Source organism: Kitasatospora sp. NPDC043949, assembly GCF_056435365.1.
In genome coordinates, this window is record NZ_JBWKEQ010000060.1 from 24,752 (window position 1) to 47,663 (window position 22,912).

5 protein-coding genes are annotated in these 22,912 nt (G+C 77.5%); all 5 read left to right on the forward strand.

Annotated elements, in window-relative coordinates:
* The 5 genes from AC07AL_RS33285 to AC07AL_RS33305 all read left to right on the forward strand — a co-directional run bounded on the left by AC07AL_RS33285 (position 1) and on the right by AC07AL_RS33305 (position 22,798).
* On the forward strand, positions 1 to 738 hold the full coding sequence (locus tag AC07AL_RS33285) for an aspartyl/asparaginyl beta-hydroxylase domain-containing protein (RefSeq protein WP_331744769.1): 738 nt from the start codon (positions 1 to 3) through the stop codon (positions 736 to 738).
* A gap of 104 nt (positions 739 to 842) precedes the next feature.
* The gene (locus AC07AL_RS33290; protein WP_478319232.1) at positions 843 to 5,315 is read left to right on the forward strand and encodes a type I polyketide synthase; all 4,473 of its coding nucleotides are present in this window, start codon (positions 843 to 845) and stop codon (positions 5,313 to 5,315) included.
* Positions 5,312 to 13,981, forward strand: a complete 8,670-nt coding sequence (locus tag AC07AL_RS33295) for an amino acid adenylation domain-containing protein (protein ID WP_363585484.1) — start codon at positions 5,312 to 5,314, stop codon at positions 13,979 to 13,981. The genes AC07AL_RS33290 and AC07AL_RS33295 overlap by 4 nt, the downstream gene beginning before the upstream one ends.
* A 100-nt stretch (positions 13,982 to 14,081) precedes the next feature.
* Positions 14,082 to 19,601 carry a type I polyketide synthase gene (locus tag AC07AL_RS33300; RefSeq protein ID WP_400985622.1) on the forward strand — a complete coding sequence of 1,840 codons (5,520 nt, stop codon included), beginning with the start codon at positions 14,082 to 14,084 and terminating at the stop codon, positions 19,599 to 19,601.
* Entirely contained in the window at positions 19,598 to 22,798 is a 3,201-nt protein-coding gene (locus AC07AL_RS33305; RefSeq protein WP_331744776.1) for a non-ribosomal peptide synthetase, read from the forward strand. The genes AC07AL_RS33300 and AC07AL_RS33305 overlap by 4 nt, the downstream gene beginning before the upstream one ends.
* Positions 22,799 to 22,912 lie beyond the last annotated feature (114 nt).

Genomic DNA, 22,912 nt, shown 5'->3' on the forward strand with positions numbered 1-22,912 from the left:
ATGGACGTTCAGGGCGTGATGACGGAGCTGCACGGCATCCTCGGCACCGAGGGGCTGGAGCGGGTCGAGGAGTGCCTGCGCATCCTCACCGGCGAACAGGCCCCGGAGTACCTGCACGACGACCAGGAGCCGACCCGGCTGTTCTTCCCCGGGATCAGCGCCCTGCCCTGGCACGACACCGCCGAACTGCCCTGGGTGGCCCGGATGGAGGAGGCGTACGACCGGATCAAGGCCGAGTTCCTGGAGCTGCGCGCCGAGCAGGCCCGCTTCGCCCCGTACGAGGACCTGTACACCAAGGAGCTCGGCTGGCAGGGCTGGGACACCTACCAGCTGTACCGCAACGGCAGCTGGCGCGACGAGGTCCTGGAGCGCTGCCCCGAGACCCACGCCGCCGTCTCGGCGAGCCCGCACGGGCCGCGCGACGGCATGTTCACCATCCTCAACCCCGGCGTGCACATCACCCCGCACACCGGCGGCGTGAACCTGCTGCTGACCGCGCACCTGCCGCTGATCGTGCCGCCCGGCTGCGCCATCAAGGTCGGCGACGACGAGCGGGGCTGGGAGGAGGGCAAGGTGATCCTCTTCGACGACAGCTTCATCCACGAGGCCTGGAACAAGGGCACCCAGCAGCGCGCCGTCCTGCTCTGGGACGTCTGGCACCCGGAGCTGACGCCCGTCGAGGTCCGGGCCCTGGAGTTCCTGATGCCCCGTTTCCAGCGCTACCTCATGGCGGTCTGAGCCGCACGGCGGCCCTGAACCCCATGGCGGTCTGAGCCCCGGCCGCGTACCCGGTCCTGCCCGCCCCGCCGCGCGCGGAGCCCACCTCACCCACGGAGAACACCTTGAACGCACAGCCGGTCATTCCCGACGAGGCCGAGACCGACGGCCGGGTCGCCGTCGTCGGCCTCTCGGGCCGCTTCCCCGGAGCCGATTCCGTCGACGCGCTGTGGGAGCTGCTGGCCTCCGGCACCGAGGCGATCAGCCGGTTCGGCCCCGAGGAGCTGCGGGCCGCCGGGGTGCCGGACGGCGAGGCCGGCAAGCCCGGGTACGTGGCCGCCAAGGGCGTGCTGGCGGATGTCGCCGGCTTCGACTCCCAGCTGTTCGGCTACAACGCGCTGGAGGCCTCGGTCATCGACCCGCAGCAGCGGATCTTCCTCGAATGCGCCTGGGAGGCGCTGGAGGACGCCGGCTGCGACCCCGACCGGGCGCGCGGGCCGATCGCGGTCTACGCCGGGTCGCTGCTGAGCACCTACCTGATCCACAACCTGCTGCCGCGCACCGACCTGCGGGACTCCCTCGGCGTGCCGATGCTCTTCCAGGGCAACCAGCCCGACCAGCTGGCCCCCCGCGCCGCGTACAAGCTCAACCTGCGCGGCCCGGCGGTCAGCGTGCAGACCGCCTGCTCGACCTCGCTGGTCGCGGTGCACCTCGCGGTGCAGAGCCTGCTGTCCGAGGAGTGCGACCTCGCGCTCGCCGGCGGCGTCACCGTCACCGTGCCGCACCGCTCCGGCTACCTGCCGGTGCCCGGCGGCATCGAGTCCCCGGACGGGCACTGCCGGCCCTTCGGCGCCGAGGCGGCCGGCACGGTCTTCGGCAACGGCGCGGGCGTCGTGGTGCTCAAGCGCCTCGCCGACGCGCTCGCCGACGGCGACCGGGTGCACGCCGTCATCCTCGGCTCGGCCGTCAACAACGACGGCGCGAACAAGGCGGGTTACACCGCCCCGGGGGTCGCCGGCCAGACCGCCGTGATCCGCGAGGCGCTGTCCGTCGCGGGCGTCGCCCCGGACAGCATCGGCTACGTCGAGGCGCACGGCACCGGCACCCCGATCGGCGACCCGATCGAGGTCGAGGCGCTCACCGCCGCCTTCCGCGCCGAGCAGGACGCCGACGACAGGTCCGCCACCGGCTGGTGCGGCCTGGGCTCGGTCAAGTCCAACCTCGGCCACCTGGACACCGCCGCCGGCGTCACCGGCCTGATCAAGGCCATCCTGACGGTGCGCGGCGGCCGCATCCCGGCGAGCCTGCACGCCGAAGCCGTCAACCCCGAACTCGGCCTCGCCGACAGCCCGTTCTTCGTCCCGGCCGGCCTCACCGACTGGCCGGTCGCCGACGGCCCGCGCCGGGCCGCCGTCAGCGCCTTCGGCATCGGCGGCACCAACGCGCACGTGATCCTTGAGCAGGCCCCCGAGCCGGCCCCGCGCGAGGCCGCCGCACCGGACGCCGTCCCCGTCGCCCTGCCGCTGTCGGCCCGCACCGCCGCCGCGCTGGACGCCGCCGCCGAACGGCTCGCCGACGACCTCGCCGCCCACCCGGACCGCCCGCTGGCCGACGTCGCCCGCACCCTGCGCACCGGCCGCCGCCAGCTGGTCCAGCGCCGCGTCGTGGTCGCGGACGACACCGCCGCCGCCGTGGCCGCGCTGCGCGGCGCCGGCCGCCGGGAGTCGGTCCGGGCCCGCGCCGGGCAGGGCGCCGCCCCCGTCGCCTTCCTGCTGCCCGGCCAGGGCGCGCAGTACCCGGGCATGGCCCTGGGCCTGCACCGGGCGCACCCGGTCTTCCGGGCCGCCCTGGACGAGGCCGCCGACCTGCTGCGCCCGCACCTGGGCCTCGACCTGGTCGAGCTGCTGCGCGGCGGCGACGCCGACCTGCTGCGCCGCAGCTCCGTCACCCAGCCCGCCGTGCTGGCGGTCGGCCACGCCACGGCCGCGCTGTGGCGGCACTGGGGCGTGCGCCCGGCGGCGCTGCTGGGCCACAGCCTCGGCGAGTACACCGCGGCGCTGCTCTCCGGCGTCCTCGACCTGCCCGAGGCGCTCGCCCTGGTCGCCGCCCGCGGCCGGCTGATGGAGCAGACCGCGCCCGGCGCGATGCTGGCCGTCCCGCTGGACGAGGCGGCCGCGGCCGACCTCGCCGCCGCGCACGGCCTGGACCTCGCCGCCGTCAACGGACCGGGCGCCTCGGTGCTGTCCGGCAGCGCCGAGGCCGTCGAGCGGGCCGCCGCCGAGCTGGGCGAGCGGGGCCTGCGCGCCCTGCGCCTGCCGGTGGAACGGGCGTTCCACAGCGCCCTGTGCGCGCCCGCCGCCGAGCAGTTCGCGGCCGAGCTCGCCAAGGTCACGCTGCACGAGCCCACCGTGCCGTTCCTGTCCAACCTCACCGGCGACTGGATCACCCCCGAGCAGGCCACCGACCCCGGCTACTGGGTGCGCCAGATGCTCGCCCCGGTGCGCTTCCACGACGGGCTCACCCGCCTGGCGGCGCTCGACGAGCGGATGGTGCTGGTGGAGACCGGCCCCGGCAGCGTGCTGACCGACCTGGCCCGCGCGGCCGCCGAGGGCACCGCCGGGCCGCGGCTCGCCCTGCCGCCGCTGCCCACCCGCGGGCGGCGCGGCGCCGAGGACGAGCCCGGCAGCGCCGTCCTCGCGCTCGGCAGCCTGTGGGCGCACGGCGCCGCCGTCGACTGGGAGCCCGTCGACGCCGACGCCCGCCCCGCCGACCTGCCCGGCTACCCCTTCGAGCGGCTCCCGCACTGGATCGAGCCCGCCGTCCCCGGCCGGGCGCCCGCCACCGCGCTGCCCGCCGCGGACCTGGACGCCGTCCACGCGACCGTCGACTGGCGCCCGCTCGGCGAGAGCGCCGGGGACGACCCGCTGGCCGGCCGCCGCCAGACCTGGCTGGTCCTGCTGGACCGGGCCGCCGCCGCCCAGCCCCTGGTCGAGCTGCTGACCGCGCGCGGCCAGATCGTCACCACCGTCCGGCCCGGCCCGGCCTACCGCCGGGTGCGCCGCGGCGTCTACGAGCTCGACCCCGCCGACCCGGCCCAGTACGCGAAGCTGCTGGCCGACCTGCGCGGCCTGGTCCGCACGCCCACCGCCGTCCTGTACGCCTGGGGCCTGGACGAGACGCCGGACGAGACCGCCGGCTACTTCGGCCTGGTCCACCTCGCCCGGGCGATGTCCGCCGAGAGCGTGCTGAACGAAGTCCGGCTCGGCGTCGTGACCGCCGGGGCCTTCCCGGCCGCCCCCGGCGAGCAGCCCCGGCCCGCCGCGGCCCTGCTCAGCGGCCCGGTCCAGGTGCTCGGCGAGGAGTACCGCAACCTGCGCTGCACCCAGGTCGACCTCGCCGTCGGCGCCGCGCTCGACGAGGCCGCCGCCGACGCGGTGGTGCGCGCCGTGCTCACCGGCCCGGCCCGGCTGCTCGCCCTGCGCGAGGGCGCTCTGCTCACCCGCGTGGTCGAGCCCGCCGAGCGCCCCGTCCCGACCGCCCCGGCCCGGGTGCGGGCCGGCAGCACCTGGCTGCTCACCGGCGGCCTCGGCGGGATCGGCCTGACCCTCGCCCGGGCCCTGGCCCGGGCCGGCGCCGCCCGGCTCGTCCTGCTCGGCCGCCGCGCCGCCGACGAGGCCGCGCTCGCCGCAGTGCGCGAGAGCGGCGCCGAGGTGCTGGCCGTCCAGGCCGACGTCACCGACGCCGAATCGCTGGACCGGGCGCTGGAACAGGCCCGTTCGGCCTTCGGCCGGATCGACGGCGTCGTCCACGCGGCCGGCGTGTCCGGCGGCGGCTCCATCGAGCTGCGCTCCGACGACAGCATGCGCACGGTCCTCGCCCCGAAGACCGCCGGCCTGCGCCACCTGCTCGCCGCACTGCGGCCCGGGGAGGCCGAGGTGCTGGTGCTCTGCTCCTCGCTCGCCACCCTGATCCCGACCTACGGCCAGGCCGACTACGCGGCCGCCAACGCCTACCTCGCCGCCGTCGCGGAGGCCGAGGCCGCGCGCGGCGAGCGCCACGCGGTGGCCGTCGACTGGGACATGTGGGCCGGCGTCGGCATGGCCAGCCGGGCCGAGGTCCCCGAGGCCCTGCGGGCCTTCCAGGCCGACATGCTGGCCGGCGCGCTCACCCCCGAGCAGGGCGCCCGCGCCTTCGCCGCCCTGCTGGAGGGCCCGCCCGGACGGGCCGTGGTGGCCCGGGCCGGCGCCGCGATCGCGGACGGCACGCTGCGCACCTCCGCCGCCCCGGCCGCCGAGGCCCCCCGGACGGCGGCCCTGCCCCGCCCCGAGCTCGCCACGCCGTACACCGCCCCGGCCACCCCGACCGAGGAGCGCCTGGCCGAGATCTACGCCGAACTGCTCGGCCTCGACCGGGTCGGGGTGGACGACGACTTCCTGGAGCTCGGCGGGCACTCGCTGCTGGCCGCCCAGATCGCGGCCCGGCTGCGGGCCGAGTTCGAGGTCGACGTCCCCGCCCGGGTCTTCTTCGAGGGCGGCCGCGTCGCCGACCTCGCCACCGAGATCGAAGACCGCATCCTCGCCGACCTGGAGAACCAGTGACCAACCCCGCAGGCCGCCGCGAGGACCGCCTCGCCCGGCTCACCCCCGAGCAGCGCGCCGCCTTCGAGGCGCGCGCCCGGGGCCGCGCAGGCACCACCCCGGCCGCCACGGCCGGCCCCGCCGCCACCGCCCCCGCCGTGCCGCCGCGCGACCCGGCGCTGCCGGCGCCGCTGTCCTTCGGCCAGGAGCGGCTCTGGTTCCTGGAGCAGCTCACCCCCGGGCTCGGGGTGTTCAACGAGTACGTGGGCCTGCGCCTGAGCGGCCCGCTGGACGTCGCCGCGCTGGAGGCCGCGCTGGACGGCCTGGTGGAGCGGCACGAGGCGCTGCGCACCGTCATCGCCGCCGGCCAGGACGGCCCGGTGCAGCGGGTGCTGGAGCGCACCGCCCCGGTGCTGCGGGTGGTCGAGCCGGCCGGCGGCGAGGCCGGCTGGAGCGAGGCCGAGGAGCGCGCGCTGGCCGAGCGAGAGGCGGCCCTGCCGTTCGACCTGGAGCACGGCCCGCTGCTGCGCGCCCTGCTGATCCGCTCCGCGCCCGAGCGCGCCCTGCTGGTCGTGGTCAACCACCACCTGGTCGGCGACGCCTGGTCCCGCGCAGTGCTCGTGGAGGAGCTCTGCGCCCGCTACCGGGCCTTCCGCGAGGGCGGCCCGGCCCCCGAGCCGCTCGCCGTGCAGTACGCCGACTGGGCGCAGTGGCAGCGCCGCGAACTCACCGACACCGCGCTGGCCGAGCCGCTCGGCTACTGGCGCGAGCGGCTGGAGGGCGCCCCGCACGTCCTGGAGCTGACCACCGACCGGCCCCGGCCGGCCGTGCCCGGCCACCGGGGCGGCCGGGTGCACTTCACCCTGGACGCCGCCACCACCGAGGCCGTGGAGGGCGCGGCCCGGGCGGCCCGGGCCACCCCGTTCATGGTCACGCTGGCCGCCTGGCAAGCCGTCCTGATGCGCCACTCCGGCCAGCAGGACGTCGTGGTCGGCGTGCCCACCGCGGGCCGCGACCGGCCCGAACTCGCCGGGCTCGTCGGCATGTTCGTCAACAGCCTGGTGCTGCGCTCGGACCTCTCCGGCGACCCGACCTTCGGCGAACTGCTCGGCCGGGTGCGGGAGACCTCGCTCGGCGCGCTGGCCCACGCCCAGGTGCCCTTCGAGCGCCTGGTCCGCGAGCTGCGCCCGGACCGCGACCTCAGCCACGCCCCGCTCTACCAGGTGCAGTTCGGCTACCGCAACGTCCCCGCCCCCGACATCGCCCTGCCCGGCGTCACGGTCGAGCTGGTCGAGCTGGACAACGGCCTGTGTCGCACCGACCTGAGCCTGGAACTCGCCCGTGACGGCGAACTCACGGCAGGCGTCTGCGAGTTCAGCGGCGACCTGTTCGACGACGACACCGTGCGCACGCTGACCGAGGCGCTTCAGCGGGTGCTGGCCCGCGGCGCCGCCGACCCCGGACTGCGGCTCTCCGAACTGCTCGCGCTCACCCCCGTCGAGCAGGCCCTGCTGGCCTCGGCCGGCGACGGCCCGGCGCTGCCCGCGGACGCGCCGGACGTCGTGACGGCCTTCGCCGAGGCCGTGCGCACCCGCCCGGACGCCGAGGCCGTGCTGCCCGGCGGCCGCCCGGAGCTGGCCCTCACCTTCGCCCGACTGGACGCCCGGGTCGACGAGTTGCTCGCCCGCCTCCAGGCCGCCGGGGTGCGCCCCGGCGACCGGGTCGGCCTGTGCCTGCGCCGCGGCACCGACCTGCCCGCCGCCATGCTCGCCGTGCTCCGGGCCGGCGCCGCCTACCTGCCGCTCGACCCGGACTACCCGGCGGCCCGGCTGCGCCACGTGGTCGAGGACGCCGAGCCCGCCGTGGTCGTGGTGCACGCCGCGACCCGGGACGCCGCGCCCGCCGGCGCCCCGCTGCTCGACCTCGACGCCCCGGCCGAGTCCGCCGGACCCGCGCCCACAGCCGCACCCGTGGATCCGGACTCCCCCGCGTACGTCATCCACACCTCCGGCTCGACCGGCCGCCCCAAGGGCGTCGTCGTGCTGCGCCGCAACCTCACCGCCTTCCTGGCGGCGATGGACCGCGTGCTGGCGGACGACGGGGAGCCCGCCACCTGGCTGGCCGTCACCAGCGTCTCCTTCGACATCTCCGTCCTGGAACTGCTCTGGACGCTCAGCCGGGGCCACCGCGTCGTGGTCAACCCCGACCCCGGCACGGCGGCCCCCACCCCGGCCGCACCGGCCTCGCAGGACGCCCCGGCCGTCCCCGAGTTCAGCCTCTTCTACTTCGCCAGCGACACCGCCGGCGCCGAGCCCGGCCCCGACCAGTACCGGCTGCTGCTGGACGGCGCCCGCTTCGCCGACACCAACGGCTTCTCCGCCGTCTGGCTGCCCGAGCGGCACTTCCACGCCTTCGGCGGGCCGTTCCCGGCCCCCTCGGTGCTGGCCGCCGCGATCGCCCAGGCCACCCAGCGGATCGGGATCCGGGCCGGCAGCGTGGTGCTGCCGCTGCACCACCCCGTCCGGGTCGCCGAGGAGTGGTCGGTCGTCGACAACCTGTCCGGCGGGCGGGTCGGGCTCTCCTTCGCCTCGGGCTGGCACGCGGACGACTTCGTCCTCGCCAAGGACGCCTACCAGGACCGCCAGGCGCTCACCGTCAGCGGGATCGAGCAGGTGCGCCGGCTGTGGCGCGGCGAGCGGCTCCCCTTCGAGGGGCCCGGCGGCCGCACCGTCGACGTCCAGGTGCTGCCCCGCCCCGTCCAGGCCGAGCTGCCGTACTGGCTCACCTCCTCGGGCAACCCCGAGACCTGCCGGACGGCCGGCCGGGTCGGCGCCCGGCTGCTGACCCACCTGCTGGGCCAGAGCGTCGAGGAACTCGGCGAGAAGATCGCCCTCTACCGGGAGGCCTGGCACGAGGCCGGCCACCCGGGCGAGCCGCACGTGACCCTGATGCTGCACAGCTACGTCGGCGCGGACGCCGCCGACGTCCGGGCGCACGCCTGGCAGCCGTTCCGCGACTACCTGCGCAGCTCGGTCGGCCTGATCGAGAACCTGGCCCGCGGCCTCGGCATGGACGTGCGCAGCAACGACTTCACCGCGGAGGACCAGGAGGCCCTGCTCGACCACGCCTGCGCCCGCTACCTGGGCCACGGCTCGCTGATCGGCACCGCCGAGGAGTGCCTGCCGCTGGTGCACCGGCTGGCCGCGGCCGGCGTGGACGAGATCGGCTGCCTGGTCGACTTCGGCGTCGACACCGACGTCGCGCTGGCCGCCCTGCCCCGGCTGGCCGAGCTGCGCCGCACCGCGGCCGCCGCACCGGCCGCCCTCGCGGTCGCGGCCGACACCGAGCTGACGGCGCTGGTGCGCGCCCACGGCGTCACCCACCTGCAGTGCACCCCCTCGCGGGCCCGCACCCTGCTCGACGAGGCCGACCCGCAGGCCCTGCGCGGCCTGCGGCAGCTGCTGCTCGGCGGCGAGGCCCTCGACGCCGAGCTGGTGCGCCGGCTGGCCGAGCACCTCGGCGGCCCGATCCGCAACATGTACGGGCCGACCGAGACGACCGTCTGGTCCACCACCGCCGTGGTCGACCCGGCCGAGGGCCTGGTCACCATCGGCGGCCCGATCGCCGGCACCACCGTGCGCGTCCTCGACCCGTACGGGCGGCGGGTGCCCGTCGGCGTGCCGGGCGAACTCCTGATCGGCGGCGCCGGGGTGACGGCCGGCTACCTCGGGCTGCCCCGGCTCACCGACGAACGCTTCGTCGCCGACCCCGAGGCGACCGACCCCGCCTCGGCAAGCCCCGGGTCGGCCGGCTCCGAGTCGGCCGGCCCGGGCTCGGCCGACCCCGCCGCCCGGCTGTACCGCACCGGCGACCTCGTCCGCACCCTGCCCGACGGCCGCCTCCAGTACCTCTCGCGCAACGACCACCAGGTCAAGATCCGCGGCTTCCGGATCGAGACCGGCGAGGTCGAGGCCGCGCTCACCGCGCTGCCCGGCATCCGCCAGTGCGTGGTCACCGCCTACGGCCTGGGCACCGCCCGGGCCGCGCTGGCCGCCTACCTGGTGCCCGAGGACCCGGCCGCGCCGCCCGCCCCGGCCGAGCTGCGGGCCGCCCTGGCCGGGCAGCTGCCGGGCTTCCTGATCCCGTCCCGGTTCATCCCGCTCGACGCGCTGCCGCTCACCGGCAACGGCAAGGTCGACCGCGCGGCGCTGCCCGCCCCCGAGACCGTCCCCGCCGCCGGCCGCGACCGCACCGCGCCCGCCACGCCGACCGAGGAGCGGATCGCCGCGATCTGGCGCGAGGCCCTGACGCTCGACGAGGTCGGCACCGAGGAGGACTTCTTCGAGCTCGGCGGCCACTCCCTGCTGGCCGCCCGCATGGTCGCCGGGATCCGCCGCGACCTGGACGTCCAGCTGCCGCTGCGCACCCTGTTCGACTCGCCGACCGTCGCCGCCCTCGCCCGGGCCGTGGACGCGCTGGGCGCCGACGGGGCCACCGCGGCGCCCGCCCAACCGGTCGAGCTGCTGCCCGACCCGGCCCACCGCCACGAGCCCTTCCCGCTGACGGACGTGCAGCGCGCGTACTGGATCGGCCGCAGCGGCGCCGTCGGCGGCGACGTCGCCTGCCACCTCTACCTCGAAGTGGACGTCGCCGACGTCGACCCGCTGCGCCTCCAGGACGCCTGGCAGGCCCTGGTGCGGCGGCACGACGCGCTGCGCCTGGTCTTCGCCGAGGACGGCACCCAGCGCATCCTGCCCGAGGTGCCCGCGTACCAGCTGGCCGTCGAGGACCTGCGCGGGCTGCCGGAGCCCGAGCGGGCCGCCGCCCTCGCCGGGACCCGCGCCCGGATGTCGCACCAGGTGCTGCCCGCCGACACCTGGCCGCTGTTCGAGCTGCACGCCAGCCGGACCGAGGGCACCGACGCCCGGCTGCACCTGAGCATCGACACCCTGATCGCCGACGGCGGCAGCGTGCAGATCCTGCTGCGCGAGCTGCTGGCGATCTACCAGGGCTCGCTCGACCCGCGCCCGATGGAGCTCTCGTTCCGCGACTACGTGCTGGCCGAGCGGACCCGCCGCGAGGGCCCCGCGCTGCAGCGCGACCTCGACTACTGGCACGGCCGCCTGGAGACCCTGCCGCCCGCCCCCGCGCTGCCGCTGGCGCGGCGTCCCGAGGAGCTGACGCAGACCAGGTTCCACCGCCGCGAGGCGCACCTGCCCGCCGAGCTGTGGGAGCGGCTGAAGAGCCGGGCCGCCGCCGGCCGGGTCACGCCCTCGGCGCTCGCCCTGGCCGCCTACGCCACCGTGCTCGGCACCTGGGCGGCGGCCGACCGCTTCACCCTCAACCTGACGCTGTTCAACCGCGTCGGCGACCACCCCGACCTGGCCGCCATGGTCGGCGACTTCACCGCGCTCAGCCTCTTCGAGGTGGACGGCGCGACCGCCGGCTCCTTCGCCGAGCGGGCCCGCCGGCTCCAGGACCGGCTCTGGGAGGACCTGGACCACCAGCTGGTCAGCGGCGTGCGGGTCGGCGGCGACCTGGCCCGCCGACGCGGGGTGGCCGACGCCGCCATGCCGGTCGTCTTCACCAGCGAGCTCGGCGCCGGCGAGGTCGGCGGCAGCCGGGTGCTGCGGGAGCTCGGCGCCAAGGTCGCCCACACCATCACCCAGACCCCCCAGGTCTGGCTGGACCACCAGATCTCCGAGGACGAGGGCCGGCTGCGGCTGACCTGGGACGCCGTCGAGGAGCTCTTCCCCGAGGACCTGCTCGACGCGATGTTCGAGGCCTACACCGGCCTGCTCACCGCCCTCGCCGAGCGGCCCGACGCCTGGACGGACCCGTACCTGGCCGCCCTGCCCGCCGCCCACGCCGAGGCCTACCGCGCGCTCAACGCCACGGACGGCCCGCGGCCCGACGGTCTGCTGCACGAGCCGTTCCTCGCCCAGGCGCGCACCGCCCCCGAGCGGACCGCCGTGGTCTCCGCCACCGGCACCGTGACCTACGGCGAGCTGGAGCGCGCCTCCGCCGCCGTGGCCCACGCGCTGCGCGGGGCCGGCGTCGGCCCCGGCGACCTGGTCGGCGTGCGCGCCGACCGGGGCTGGGAGCAGGTCGCGGCCGCGATCGGCGTGATCCGGGCCGGCGGCGCCTACCTGCCGCTGGACGCCGGACTGCCGGCCGCCCGCGTCGCCCGCTCGCTCGAACACGCCGGCGCCACCGCGCTGCTCGCCCGGGAGTCCTGGGACGCGGCCGGCGCGGTGCCGGCCGGGGTCACCCTGCTGGGCTTCGAACAGGCGCTGGCCGCCCCGGCCGACGCCGAGCCGGCCCCGGCGCCCACCACCCCGGCGGACCTCGCGTACGTCATCTACACCTCGGGCTCCACCGGTGACCCCAAGGGCGTGATGATCGACCACCGCGGCGCGCTCAACACCGTGGTGGACGTCAACGACCGGTTCCGGGTCGGCCCCGCCGACCGCGTCCTCGGCCTCTCCTCGCTCGGCTTCGACCTCTCGGTCTACGACCTGTTCGGCACCCTCGCCGCCGGCGCCGCGCTGGTGCTGGTCGGGCCCGGGGAGGAGCGCGACCCCGCGCGCTGGTCCCGGCTGGTCGCCGAGCACGGCGTCACCGTCTGGAACTCCGTCCCCGCGCTGATGGAGATGCTGCTCGCGTACGCCGGCGGCAACCCGGCCGCCGACCTGGAGTCGCTGCGCCTGGTCATGCTCAGCGGCGACTGGATCCCCGTCGGCATGCCCGACCACGTCCGCGCGCTGTCGCCCAAGGCCGAGGTGATCAGCCTGGGCGGCGCCACCGAGGCGTCGATCTGGTCCGTGCTGCACCCGATCGGCGCGGTCGAGCCGGGCCGCCCGAGCATCCCGTACGGGCGGCCGATGCGGAACCAGGGCATGGTCGTCCTGGACGAGGCCTTCCGGCCGCGCCCGGTCGGCGTCGCCGGCGCCCTGTTCATCACCGGCGTGGGCCTGGCCGTCGGGTACCGCAACGCCCCCGAGCTCACCGCCCGGGCGTTCCCGACCCACCCGGTCACCGGGGAGCGCCTGTACCGCACCGGCGACCTGGCCAGGCTGCTGCCCGACGGCGAGCTGGAGTTCCTCGGCCGGGAGGACTGCCAGGTCAAGGTGCGCGGCATGCGCATCGAGCTGGGCGAGATCGAATCGGCGCTGGTCCGGATGGACGGCGTCCGGGAGGCGGCGGCGCTGGTCGAGGGCAACGGGCTCGGCGCCCGGCTCGCGGCCTTCGTGGTCCGCGAGGCCGCCCGGCCGCAGCCCGCCGCCCCCGCTCCCGCGGCGGCCCCGGCCCTGGACGCCGAGCGGGTCCGCCGGCTGGAGGCGCGCCTGCGCCAGCCCGGCCGCCGCGCCGACCTGGCGGGCCGTGAGGTCCTGCCCTTCGCCCTGCCGACCGACACCCTGGACCTGCGCCGGGCCGCCGCCCTGCGCGGCGCCGCCACCGGGTTCGCCGACGCCCCCGTGCGGCTGGCCGACCTGCACGCGCTGCTGACCGTGCTCGCCCGCCAGGACGAGGACGGCGTGCCCCGGTACGCCTACGGCTCGGCCGGCGGCCTGTACCCGGTGCAGACCTACCTGGCCGTCGCCCCCGGCAGGGTGGCGGGCCTGCCGGCCGGCACCTACTACGTCGACCCGGCCGGGCCGGCGCTGGTCGCCCTCGACGGAGCACCGGGCTCGGCCCGGGCGCTGGACCGGGCGCTCTACAGCGAGGCCAACGGGCCGCTGCTCGACCAGGCCGGCTTCGCCGTCTTCCTGGTCTCCCGGACCGCCGCGATCGCCCCGGTGTACGGCGAACTCGCCGACCGCTTCTGCCTGTTGGAGGCCGGGGCGATGGCGCAGCTGCTGCGCCACCGCGCCGCCGACTGCGCGGTGGCGCTCTGCCCGATCGGCGACGTCTTCCCGGATCCGCTGCGCGAGGCGCTGCGGCTGGAGGAGGGCCAGCGCGTGCTGCACACGCTCGTCGGCGGCCGACCGCTGAACGCGTCCGCCGAGGAGCCCGGCTCCGGCACCGACTGGACGGCCGCGCTGCGCGACGCGCTCGCCGAGCGGCTGCCCGGCTACATGGTTCCGCAGCGGGTGCGGGCGGTCGAGGCGCTGCCGCTGTCCGCCAACGGCAAGGTCGACCGGGCGGCGCTCGCCCGGCTGGGCGCCGCGGTGCCCGCCCCCGCCGTCGTCTCCGCCGTCCCCGTCGCCCCCGCCCTCGCGGCGGCCCCGGCTTCACCGGTGGCGCGAGCGGCGGCGCACGGGCCGAGCGCGCTCGGCGCGATGGAGCGGCTCACCGAGCTGTGGCGGGAGGTGATGGACGGGGCGGAGGTCGGCGTCGACACCAACTTCTTCGAGGCCGGCGCCAACTCCATCCACCTGGTCCGGGTCCAGCGGCGGATCGCCGAGGACTTCGGGCAGGAGCTCTCGGTGGTCGAGATGTTCGACCGGCCGACCATCCGTCACCTGGCCGAGCTGCTGGACCGGCCGGCCGGCGCCCCGGCGCCGCAGGCGGTACCGGCTGCATCGGCACCCGAGCCCGCCTCGGACACGGCCGGACCCGACACCGCTGGACCCGACACCGCCGCATCCGACACCGCGCAGCCCGCCGGCGGCGACCGCCGGCAGCACCACGAACGGCGCCGCGCCGCCCGCCGAGGCGGCTCCGGCACCGGCCCGACCGGCTGACCCCGACGGCCGGCGGCCGACACCCCGCACCCCGTGCCGGGTGTCGGCCGCCGGACCCCCGCGAGCCGCGTCGCATCACCACCCATGAGGAGAAAGCCCGATGACCACCCACGCCCCTGGGGGCCCGGCCGCCGCACCGCCGGACCTGCCGGACGCGATCGCCGTGACCGGCCTCGCCTGCCGGTTCCCCGGAGCTCCCGACGCCGGGGCCTTCTGGGCCAACCTGGTCGCGGGCCGCGAGAGCGTCACCTTCCGGAGCCCCGAGGAGCTGGCGGCCCTGGGCGTCCCCGCCGAACGGCTGGCCGACCCCCGGTTCGTCGGGGCGGGCGGCGTGCTGGAGGGCCTCGCGGAGTTCGACGCCGAGTACTTCGGCATCCCGCCCCGCGACGCCGAGCTGATGGACCCCCAGCACCGGCTGTTCCTGCAGTGCGCGGTCACCGCGCTGGAGGACGCCGGGCAGCTGACCGACGGCGTCGAGGGCGGCGTGGGCGTCTACGCCTCGGCCGGCTTCAACTCCTACCTGACGCACCACCTGCTGCCCAACGCGGCCCACCTGGCCGACCGGGCCGACGTCCAGTGGCTGGCCGCCGGGGACAAGGACTACCTCGCCACCCAGACCTCCTACCGGCTGGGCCTGACCGGCCCGAGCCTGAGCGTGCAGAGCGCCTGCTCCTCCGCCCTGCTCGCGGTCCACCTGGCCGCCGAGGCGCTGCTCAGCGGCGAGTGCGACGTGGCGCTGGCCGGCGCCGTCTCCGCCGGGATCGGCCAGGGGCTCGGCTACCTGCACGCCGAGGGCGGCATCCTCTCCGCCGACGGGCACTGCCGCCCCTTCGACGCCGACGCGACCGGCACGGTCTTCGGCAGCGGCGTCGGCGTGGTGGTGCTGAAGCGGCTGGCCGACGCGGTCGCCGACGGCGACACCGTACGGGCCCTGCTGCTCGGCTCGGCGGTCAACAACGACGGGAACCGCAAGGTCGGCTTCACCGCGCCGAGCCTGGACGGACAGGTCCGGGTCGTCTCGGCGGCCCAGTCCGTGGCCGGGGTCACGCCCGGCGAGGTCTCCTGCATCGAGGCGCACGGCACCGGCACCGCGCTCGGCGACCGGATCGAACTCGCCGCGCTGGGGCGGGTGTTCGCGGACGCCCCGGACTCCCGCCGGGTGCTCGGCGCGGTCAAGTCGAACGTCGGCCACCTGGACACCTGCGCCGGGATGGCCGGGCTGATCAAGACGGTGCTCGCACTCCAGCACCGCACGCTGCTGCCGACCGTGCACTTCGAGAGCCCCAGCCCCGAACTGGCCCCGGGCCTGTTCCGGGTGCTGACCGAGGCCGAGCCGTGGTCCGGCCGCGACGGCGCCCGAATCGCGGGCGTCAGCTCCTTCGGCATCGGCGGCACCAACGCCCACCTGATCCTCCAGGACGCGCCGCCGCTGCCCGCCGCGCCCGCCGCCGAGCCCGCGCAGTGGGAGCTGCTGCCGCTGTCCGCCAGGAGCGAGCGGGCGCTCGACCGGGCCGCCGAGCGGATCGGCACGGCGCTGGCCGCCCCCGGTGCGCCCGGCGCGGGCGACGCCGCGTTCACCCTCCAGACCAGGCGGCGCCACCACCCGTGGCGGCGCGCCGTCCTGACCGGGCGTTCGGGCGAGGCGTCCCCCGCCGCCCAGGCCGTCCAGGCCGTCGGAACCGGTCGGAAGGTGGCCTTCCTCTACCCCGGGCAGGGGGCCGGCCACCCCGGCATGGCGGCCGAGCCGTACCGCGCCGAGCCGCTCTTCCGCGCCGCGCTCGACCGCTGCCTGGACGCCCTGCGGCCGTGGACCACGGCGCCGCTGCGCGAGCTGCTGCTCGACCCGGCCCACCCGGACCTGTTCGACCGGACCGAGACCGCCCAGCCGGCCCTGTTCGCGGTGGAGTACGCGCTCACCGCGTGGTGGACGGGGCTCGGCGTCCGGCCGGTCGCACTCGCCGGGCACAGCGTCGGCGAGTTCGCGGCCGCCTGCGCCGCCGGGGTCTTCGACCTGCCCGGCGCCGCCCGGCTGGTGGCCGAACGCGGCCGGCTGATGGGCACCATGGCGCCCGGCGCGATGCTCAGCGTCCCGCTGCCCGAGCCGGAGCTGCGCGCCCTGCTGGACGACCCGGCCGGGCCGGAGCTGGCCGCCGTCAACGCGCCCGACCGCTGCGTGGTGGCCGGCGCCCCCGAGGCGGTCGCGCGGCTCGCCGAGCGGCTGGCCGCGCGCGGTGTGGCCGCCCGGCAACTGGCCGTGCGGCACGCCTTCCACTCCCGGGACGCCGAACCGCTGCTGGAGGAGTTCGCCCGGCTGGTCGCCACCGTCCCGGTCCAGGCGCCCGCCGTGCCGCTCGTCTCCGGCCTGACCGGGCGTGAGCTCACCGCCGAGGAGGCCGCGTCACCGGAGTACTGGGCGCGCCAGCTGCGGCACACCGTCCGCTTCGCCGACGCGCTCGCCGCGCTGCCGGGCGACGGCCCGCTGCTGGAGCTCGGCCCCGGCCGGGGGCTGAGCGGCTTCGCCGTACGGACCCTGGGCGCCGGACGCCCCGCGCTGCCCACCCTCGGCGGCGCCGCGCCCGCCCCGGACCAGCCGCCGGCCCGGCTCACCGCGCTGGCCCGGCTGTGGGAGCGGGGCACCGAGGTCGACTGGTCCGCCCTCGGCGAGCGCGCCGGGCGCCGGCACGTCTCGCTGCCGGGCTACCCGTTCGAGCCCACCCGGCACTGGTTCGAGCCCACCGCCGCCGAACCCGCCGCCGTCACCGCCCAGGGCCCCGCCGGGCCCGCGCAGGTTTCCGACGGTGCGAGCGGCGTGGACGACTGGCTGCACGTCGTGTCCTGGACGCAGGCCCTGCCGCCGTCCGGCACCGGGCCGCTCCCGCCGTCGGTGCTCCTGCTCGCCGACGAGTCCGGCCTCGCCGAGGCCGTCGCCGGAGAGCTCGCCGCCGCCGGTGCCCAGGTCAGCCTGGTCCGCGCCGGGGCATCCACCGCGCTCACGCACGGCACCCCGTTCACGCTCGACGCCGACGACCCCGCCGCCTTCCCCGCGCTGGCCGCCGCCCTGGCCGCGCGCGGCACCGCGCCGGACGCCGTCCTCTCCTGCTGGGCCCTGGACACCCCGCCGCTGCGCTCGGCCACCCCGGGCGAGGCGGCCGACGGCGCGCTGCGCGCCCTCACCGTCCCGGTCCAGCTGGCCCGGGCCCTGGGCGAGGCGTTCCCCGGCCGGCCGCTGCGGATGCTGCTGGTCACCGACGCCGCCCACGGGGTGCACGGGCAGCCCGCCCGCACCCCGCAGGCCGCCGCCGGGCTGGGCGCGGTGCGGGTGCTGCCGCAGGAGCTGCCCGGCGTCACCGTCCAGGCCCTCGACCTGGACTGCCCGACCCGGGAACCCGAGGAACTGGCCCTGGCGGCGCAGACCGTGGTGGCGCAGCTGCGCGCCGGGCACGCTGCGGCGCCGCTGACCGCCGTCCGCGGCCGGGCGCACCTGGTGCCGGCCCCGGAGCGGCCCGTCCTCACCGACCCGGCCGGGCCGCAGCCCGCCGCGCCGTCCGGCGTGTGGCTGGTCACCGGCGGCCTGGGCGGGATCGGTCTGGCCGTGGCCGGCCACCTCGCCGAGGACGCCGACCGGACGCTCGTCCTGCTCACCCGCCGTGCCGTCCCCGACGGCGCCGGCTGGCGGAGCCTGCGCCCCGAGGACGCGGCGCCCGCCGCGAGCTGCCCGCCGGAGCTGGCCGAGGCCCTCGCCGGGCTGACCGCGCACGGCGCCCGGCTCTGCCTCGTCCAGGCGGACGTCACCGACGAGGCCGCGCTCGGCGCCGCGCTCGACCGGGTCCGGGCCGCGTACGGCCCGATCGCCGGGGTGGTCCACGCCGCCGGGGTGCCCGGCGGTGGCGTCACCGCCCTGCGCAGCGCCGGGGAGATGGCGCGGGTGCTCGCCCCCAAGGTGCTCGGCACCGTCCTGCTGGAGCGGCTGACGGCCGTGGACCGGCCGGTGCTGGTGCTCTGCTCCTCGGTGCTGGCGGTCACCGGCGCGGTCGGCCAGGCCGACTACACCGGCGCCAACGCCTTCCTGGACAGCTTCGCCGCCGGCTCCCGGGCCGCCGTGTCGATCGGCTGGGACCGCTGGTCGCAGACCGGCATGGCGCTGCGGTCCGGCCGGCGCGACTGGCTCGACGGCGGCGAGGTGCTCGACCACGCCCTGTTCGACGCCCGCCGGGCGGAGCCGGACGGGACGGTGGAGCTGCGGCTGCGCCGCACCGGGCAGAGCGCCTGGCCGGCCGAGGAGCACCGGATCGGCGACGTCCCGGTCCTGCCCGGCACCGCGCTGCTCGAACTCGCCGTCGCCGGGCACCGGTTGGCGGTCGGGGACGGGCCGGTCGAGCTGGACGCGGTCTTCACCCACCCGCTGCGGATGCCCGCCGACGCCCCGCCCGAGGTCACCCTGCGGCTGCGTCCGGCGCCCGACGGCGGGCACCTGTGGGAGGTGCGCTCCACCGCCGTGCCGTCCAGGCCGCACGCCCAGGGCCGGATCGCGCCGTACGGGGGCGACTCCCCCGAGCGCCTGGACCTCGACGGCCTCGCGGCCCGCTGCGCCCCGGTGCCGCAGGTCGCGGTGTCCGCCGCCGCCGGGGAGCGGCCCGGCGGCGCCAGCGGGCTGCGCACCGGGCCGCGCTGGGAGAGCGTCACCGAGGTCCGCGAGGACGGGCGCGGCGGGGCGATGCTGCGGCTGCGCCTGCCCGAGGCGTTCCACGGCGACCTGGCCGCGCACCCGCTGCACCCCGCGCTGCTGGACACCGCCACCGGCGCCGTCACCGCCCGCACCGGCAGCCACCTGCCGGTCGCCTACCGCCGCCTGGTGGTGCTCGGCCCGCTCGGCCCCGAGGCCGTGGTGCGGGTCGACCGCCGCTCCGGTGACGCCGGGGCGGGCGACACGCTGGTCGTCGACGTGGTCGTCGCCGGGCCGGACGGCGCTCCGGCCGTGCTCGTCGAGGGCTTCGTGCTGCGCCCGGCCCCGGCCGCCCCCGGCCCGGACGCGGGGCACGCCGCGGCCGCCGGGCCCGAGCAGGGCGGCATCCCGACCCGGGAGGGCCTGCTGGCCTTCGACCGGATCCTGGCCAACCGTCACCTCCCGCACGTGCTGGTCAGCCCCCGCGCGGCCGGGCCGGCCACGCCCGTCCCGACCGCATCGCAGGCCGCGCCGGAGGCCGCCCTGGCGTCCGCACCGGCGACCGGCCCCGAGGGGCTGGAGGAGCAGATCGCCGCGGTCTGGTCCCGGTTGCTGGGCGTCCCCCGGATCGGCCCCGAGGACAGCATCTTCGAACTCGGCGGCGACTCCCTGCTGATCGTCCAGATCACCGCCGAACTCCAGCGGCAGGGCCTGACCGTCTCCCCCGGCGACCTCTTCGCCCACCCCACCGTCGGACAGCTCGCCGCCCGGCTGCGCGCGGACCGCACGCCCGCCGCCGCCCCGGCGTCCGACACCCCCGCCCCGCCCACCGCTCCCACCGAGCCCGATCCGGCCCCCGCGAAGGGGGCGGGCGAGGCGTTCTCGGACGCGGACCTCAGCGAAGACGACCTGGCCCGGGTATTCGCCCTGTTCCGGTCAGGAGAGGACACCAAGTGAACGACATCGAGGACATCTACCCGCTCTCGCCGACCCAGGAGGGGATGCTCTTCCACAGCACCACCTCCCCCGAGCACGGCCTGTACGTCGAGCTGACCACCTTCCGGGTGCGCGGCGAACTGGACCTGACGGAACTGGGAGCAGCCTGGCAGCGGGCGATCGCCCGGCACCCGGTGCTGCGCACGGCCTTCGTCCGCGAGCGGATCCGCACCCCGCACCAGGTGGTGCTGCCCAAGGCGGACCTGCCGATCGAGTTCCGCGACCTGTCCGGGCTGGACGAGCCGGCCCGGGAGCGCGCCGTCGCCGAGGAGCTGGAGCAGCGCGCCCGCGAGCGCTTCGACCTGGCCCGGCCGCCGCTGATGCGGCTGCTGGTGCTGCGCCTGCCCGACGAGCACCTGGTGGTGTGGACGTACCACCACCTGCTGCTGGACGGCTGGTCCGCCGCGCTGCTGCTGGCCGAGGTCACCGCCGGACTGTCCGGTGACGCCGCCGAGCCGCCCGCGCCGCCCGCCTTCCGCGAGTACATCGCCTGGCTGGGCCGTCAGGAGGCCGAGCGCGACCGCGCGTTCTGGACCGGCTACCTGGCGGGCTACCGCGAGCCGGCGACGCTGAGCCTGCCCGGCGTGCGCCCGGGCGCCAAGCCGTCCGGCGACTTCCGCACGGTGCGGGCCGAGCTGCCCGCCGAGACCGTCACCGCGCTGCGGCGGCTGGCCGCCGGCAAGGCGACCACGCTCAGCAGCCTGGTCGAGGCCGCCTGGGCGGGGACGGTCGCGCGCCACAGCGGCCGCGACGACGTGGTGGTCGGCGTGACCGTCTCGGGCCGCCCCGTCGACCTGCACCGGGCGGACCGGATGCTCGGGATGTTCATCAACACCGTCCCGGTGCGGGTGCGGATCGACCGGGAGCTGCCCGGCGACGAGTGGCTGGCCCGCCACGCCGCGACCCGCCACCCGCTGCTGGACCACCAGCACACCCCGCTGACCGACATCCAGCGCTGGGCCGACACCGCGCCCGGCGTGCCGCTGTTCGACACCGTCGTGGTGGTCGAGAACTACCCGGACCGCACCGAGGCGGTGCTCTCCCACGGCGCGGTCACGGTCAGCGACGTCCGCTACGAGACGCGGACCAACTACCCGGTCACCCTGGTCGTGCGGGCCGCCGCCGAGATGCAGCTCCAGGCGGTGGTGGACGCCGGGCGGATCACCCCGGAGGAGACCGGCGCGCTGCTCGACCACGTCGTCGCGGTGCTGACCCGCATCGCCGCGCAGCCCGGCCGCCCGGTCCGCGAGCTGCTCGCCGTCCCCGAGGCGGCCCGCGCCCGCCAGCTCGACACCTGGAACGGCAGCGAGATCGACCGCGGCGAGCCGTCGGCCCTGCTGTCCGGGCTGATCGACGACGCGGTCCGCAGCCGCCCGGACCACCCGGCGGTGGTCGACCAGCAGACCCGGTACAGCTACCGCGAACTCGACCGGCGGGCCGAGGCCCTGGCCCGGCAGCTGGCCGCGCGCGGCGTGCGCCCCGGCGACCGGGTGGGCGTCTGCCTGGGCCGCAGCGCCGACCTGGTGACCGCGGTGCTGGCCGTCGCCCGGGCCGGGGCCGCGTTCGTCCCGCTCGACCCGGCCCACCCGGTGGAGCGGATCGGCCTCGTCCTGGCGGACGCGGCCCCGGCCGTGGTGCTCACCGACGCGACCGGCGCGCCCGCGCTGGCCGGCTGGGACGGCACCGCCGTCGACCTGGCCTCCCTGGACCTGGCCGACCTCGACCTGATGCTCCAGGAGGCCGCCGACCCCGCCGCCGCCGAGCTGCCGGGCGCAGCCCCGGACGGCCTCGCCTACCTGATGTTCACCTCCGGCTCCACCGGCCGCCCCAAGGGCGTCGCCGTCGGCCACCGGGCACTGGCGAACCTGGTGGACAGCCTGGCCCGCCGTCACCCCGGCCTCGACGGCGACACCCGCTTCCTCGCCCTCACCACGCTCGGCTTCGACACCTCGCTGGCCGAGCTGCTGGTGCCGCTCGCCGTCGGCGCGACGGTGCACGTCGGCGGCCAGGCCCTCGGGCTGAGCGGCCGCGAACTCGACCGCTACAGCGTCGAGCACGGCATCACCGCGCTCCAGGCCACCCCGTCCCGCTACCGGGCGCTGCTGGACTCCGACTGGCAGGGCGCCGGCCGCCCCCGGCTCTACAGCTGCGGCGAGGCCTTCCCCGCGGACCTGGCGGCGCCGCTGGCCGAGCGCGGCGAGTCGGTGTGGAACATGTACGGGCCGACCGAGACCACCGTGTACTCCAGCGTCGAGCGGATCACCGCCGACACCACCCGGGTCACCGTCGGCCGCCCGATCGCCAACACCGTGCTGCACGTGCTGGACACCGTGGACGGCGAACTGCTGCCGGTCGGCTGCGTCGGCGAGCTGTGCATCGGCGGCGACGGCGTGGCCCAGGGCTACTGGCAGCGGCCCGAGCTGACGGCCGAGCGGTTCGTCACCGACCCGTTCACGGGCGGCCGGATGTACCGCACCGGCGACCACGCCCGCCGCCTGCCCGACGGGCGGATCGAACTGCTCGGCCGGATGGACCGCCAGCTCAAGCTGCGCGGCTACCGGATCGAGCCCGGCGAGATCGAGCAGGTCCTGCTGGCCCTGCCCGAGGTGGCGGCCGCCGCGGTCGCCGTCCGGGAGGGCCGCCTGGTCGCCTGGGTGGTGCCCGCGGACCGGGGCGCCCCGCTCGACACCCCCGGGGTCCAGGCCGGGCTGCGGCGCTCGCTGCCCTCCTACATGGTCCCCGAGGCGGTCACCGTCCTCGCCGAGCTGCCGCTCACCCCGGCCGGCAAGACCGACCTGCTCGCCCTGCCCACCCCGGCCGGGTTCGCCGACGAGGCCGCGCCGAGCGGCGGGCCGGGCGGCACGGCGGACCACGAGGCGCTGGTGGCCCGGCTGTTCCGCGAGGTCCTGGCACTGCCGGAGGTCGGTTTGGACGACGACTTCTTCGAGCTGGGCGGCGACTCGCTGCGCGCCCTGCGACTGGTCTCCCGGCTGGAGGCGGAACTCGGCTGCTCGCTCGACATCGAGCTGCTCTTCGACTCCTCCACGGTCCGCGACCTCACCGCGGCCATCGGCCCCGCCCTGGCCGACGCCGACGCACCGGCCGACGCCGACGCACCGGCCGGCTCCGACGCCCCGGGCTCCGACGCCGACCAGTGAACCAACCGGCGTGGGGGGGGGGGGGGGGGGGGCGCAGCGGCGCCCACCCCCCCCCGGGGACAAACCACCCCCCGCCCTCCCCCTCCCACCCTTTCCTCCGAGAAAATAAAAGAC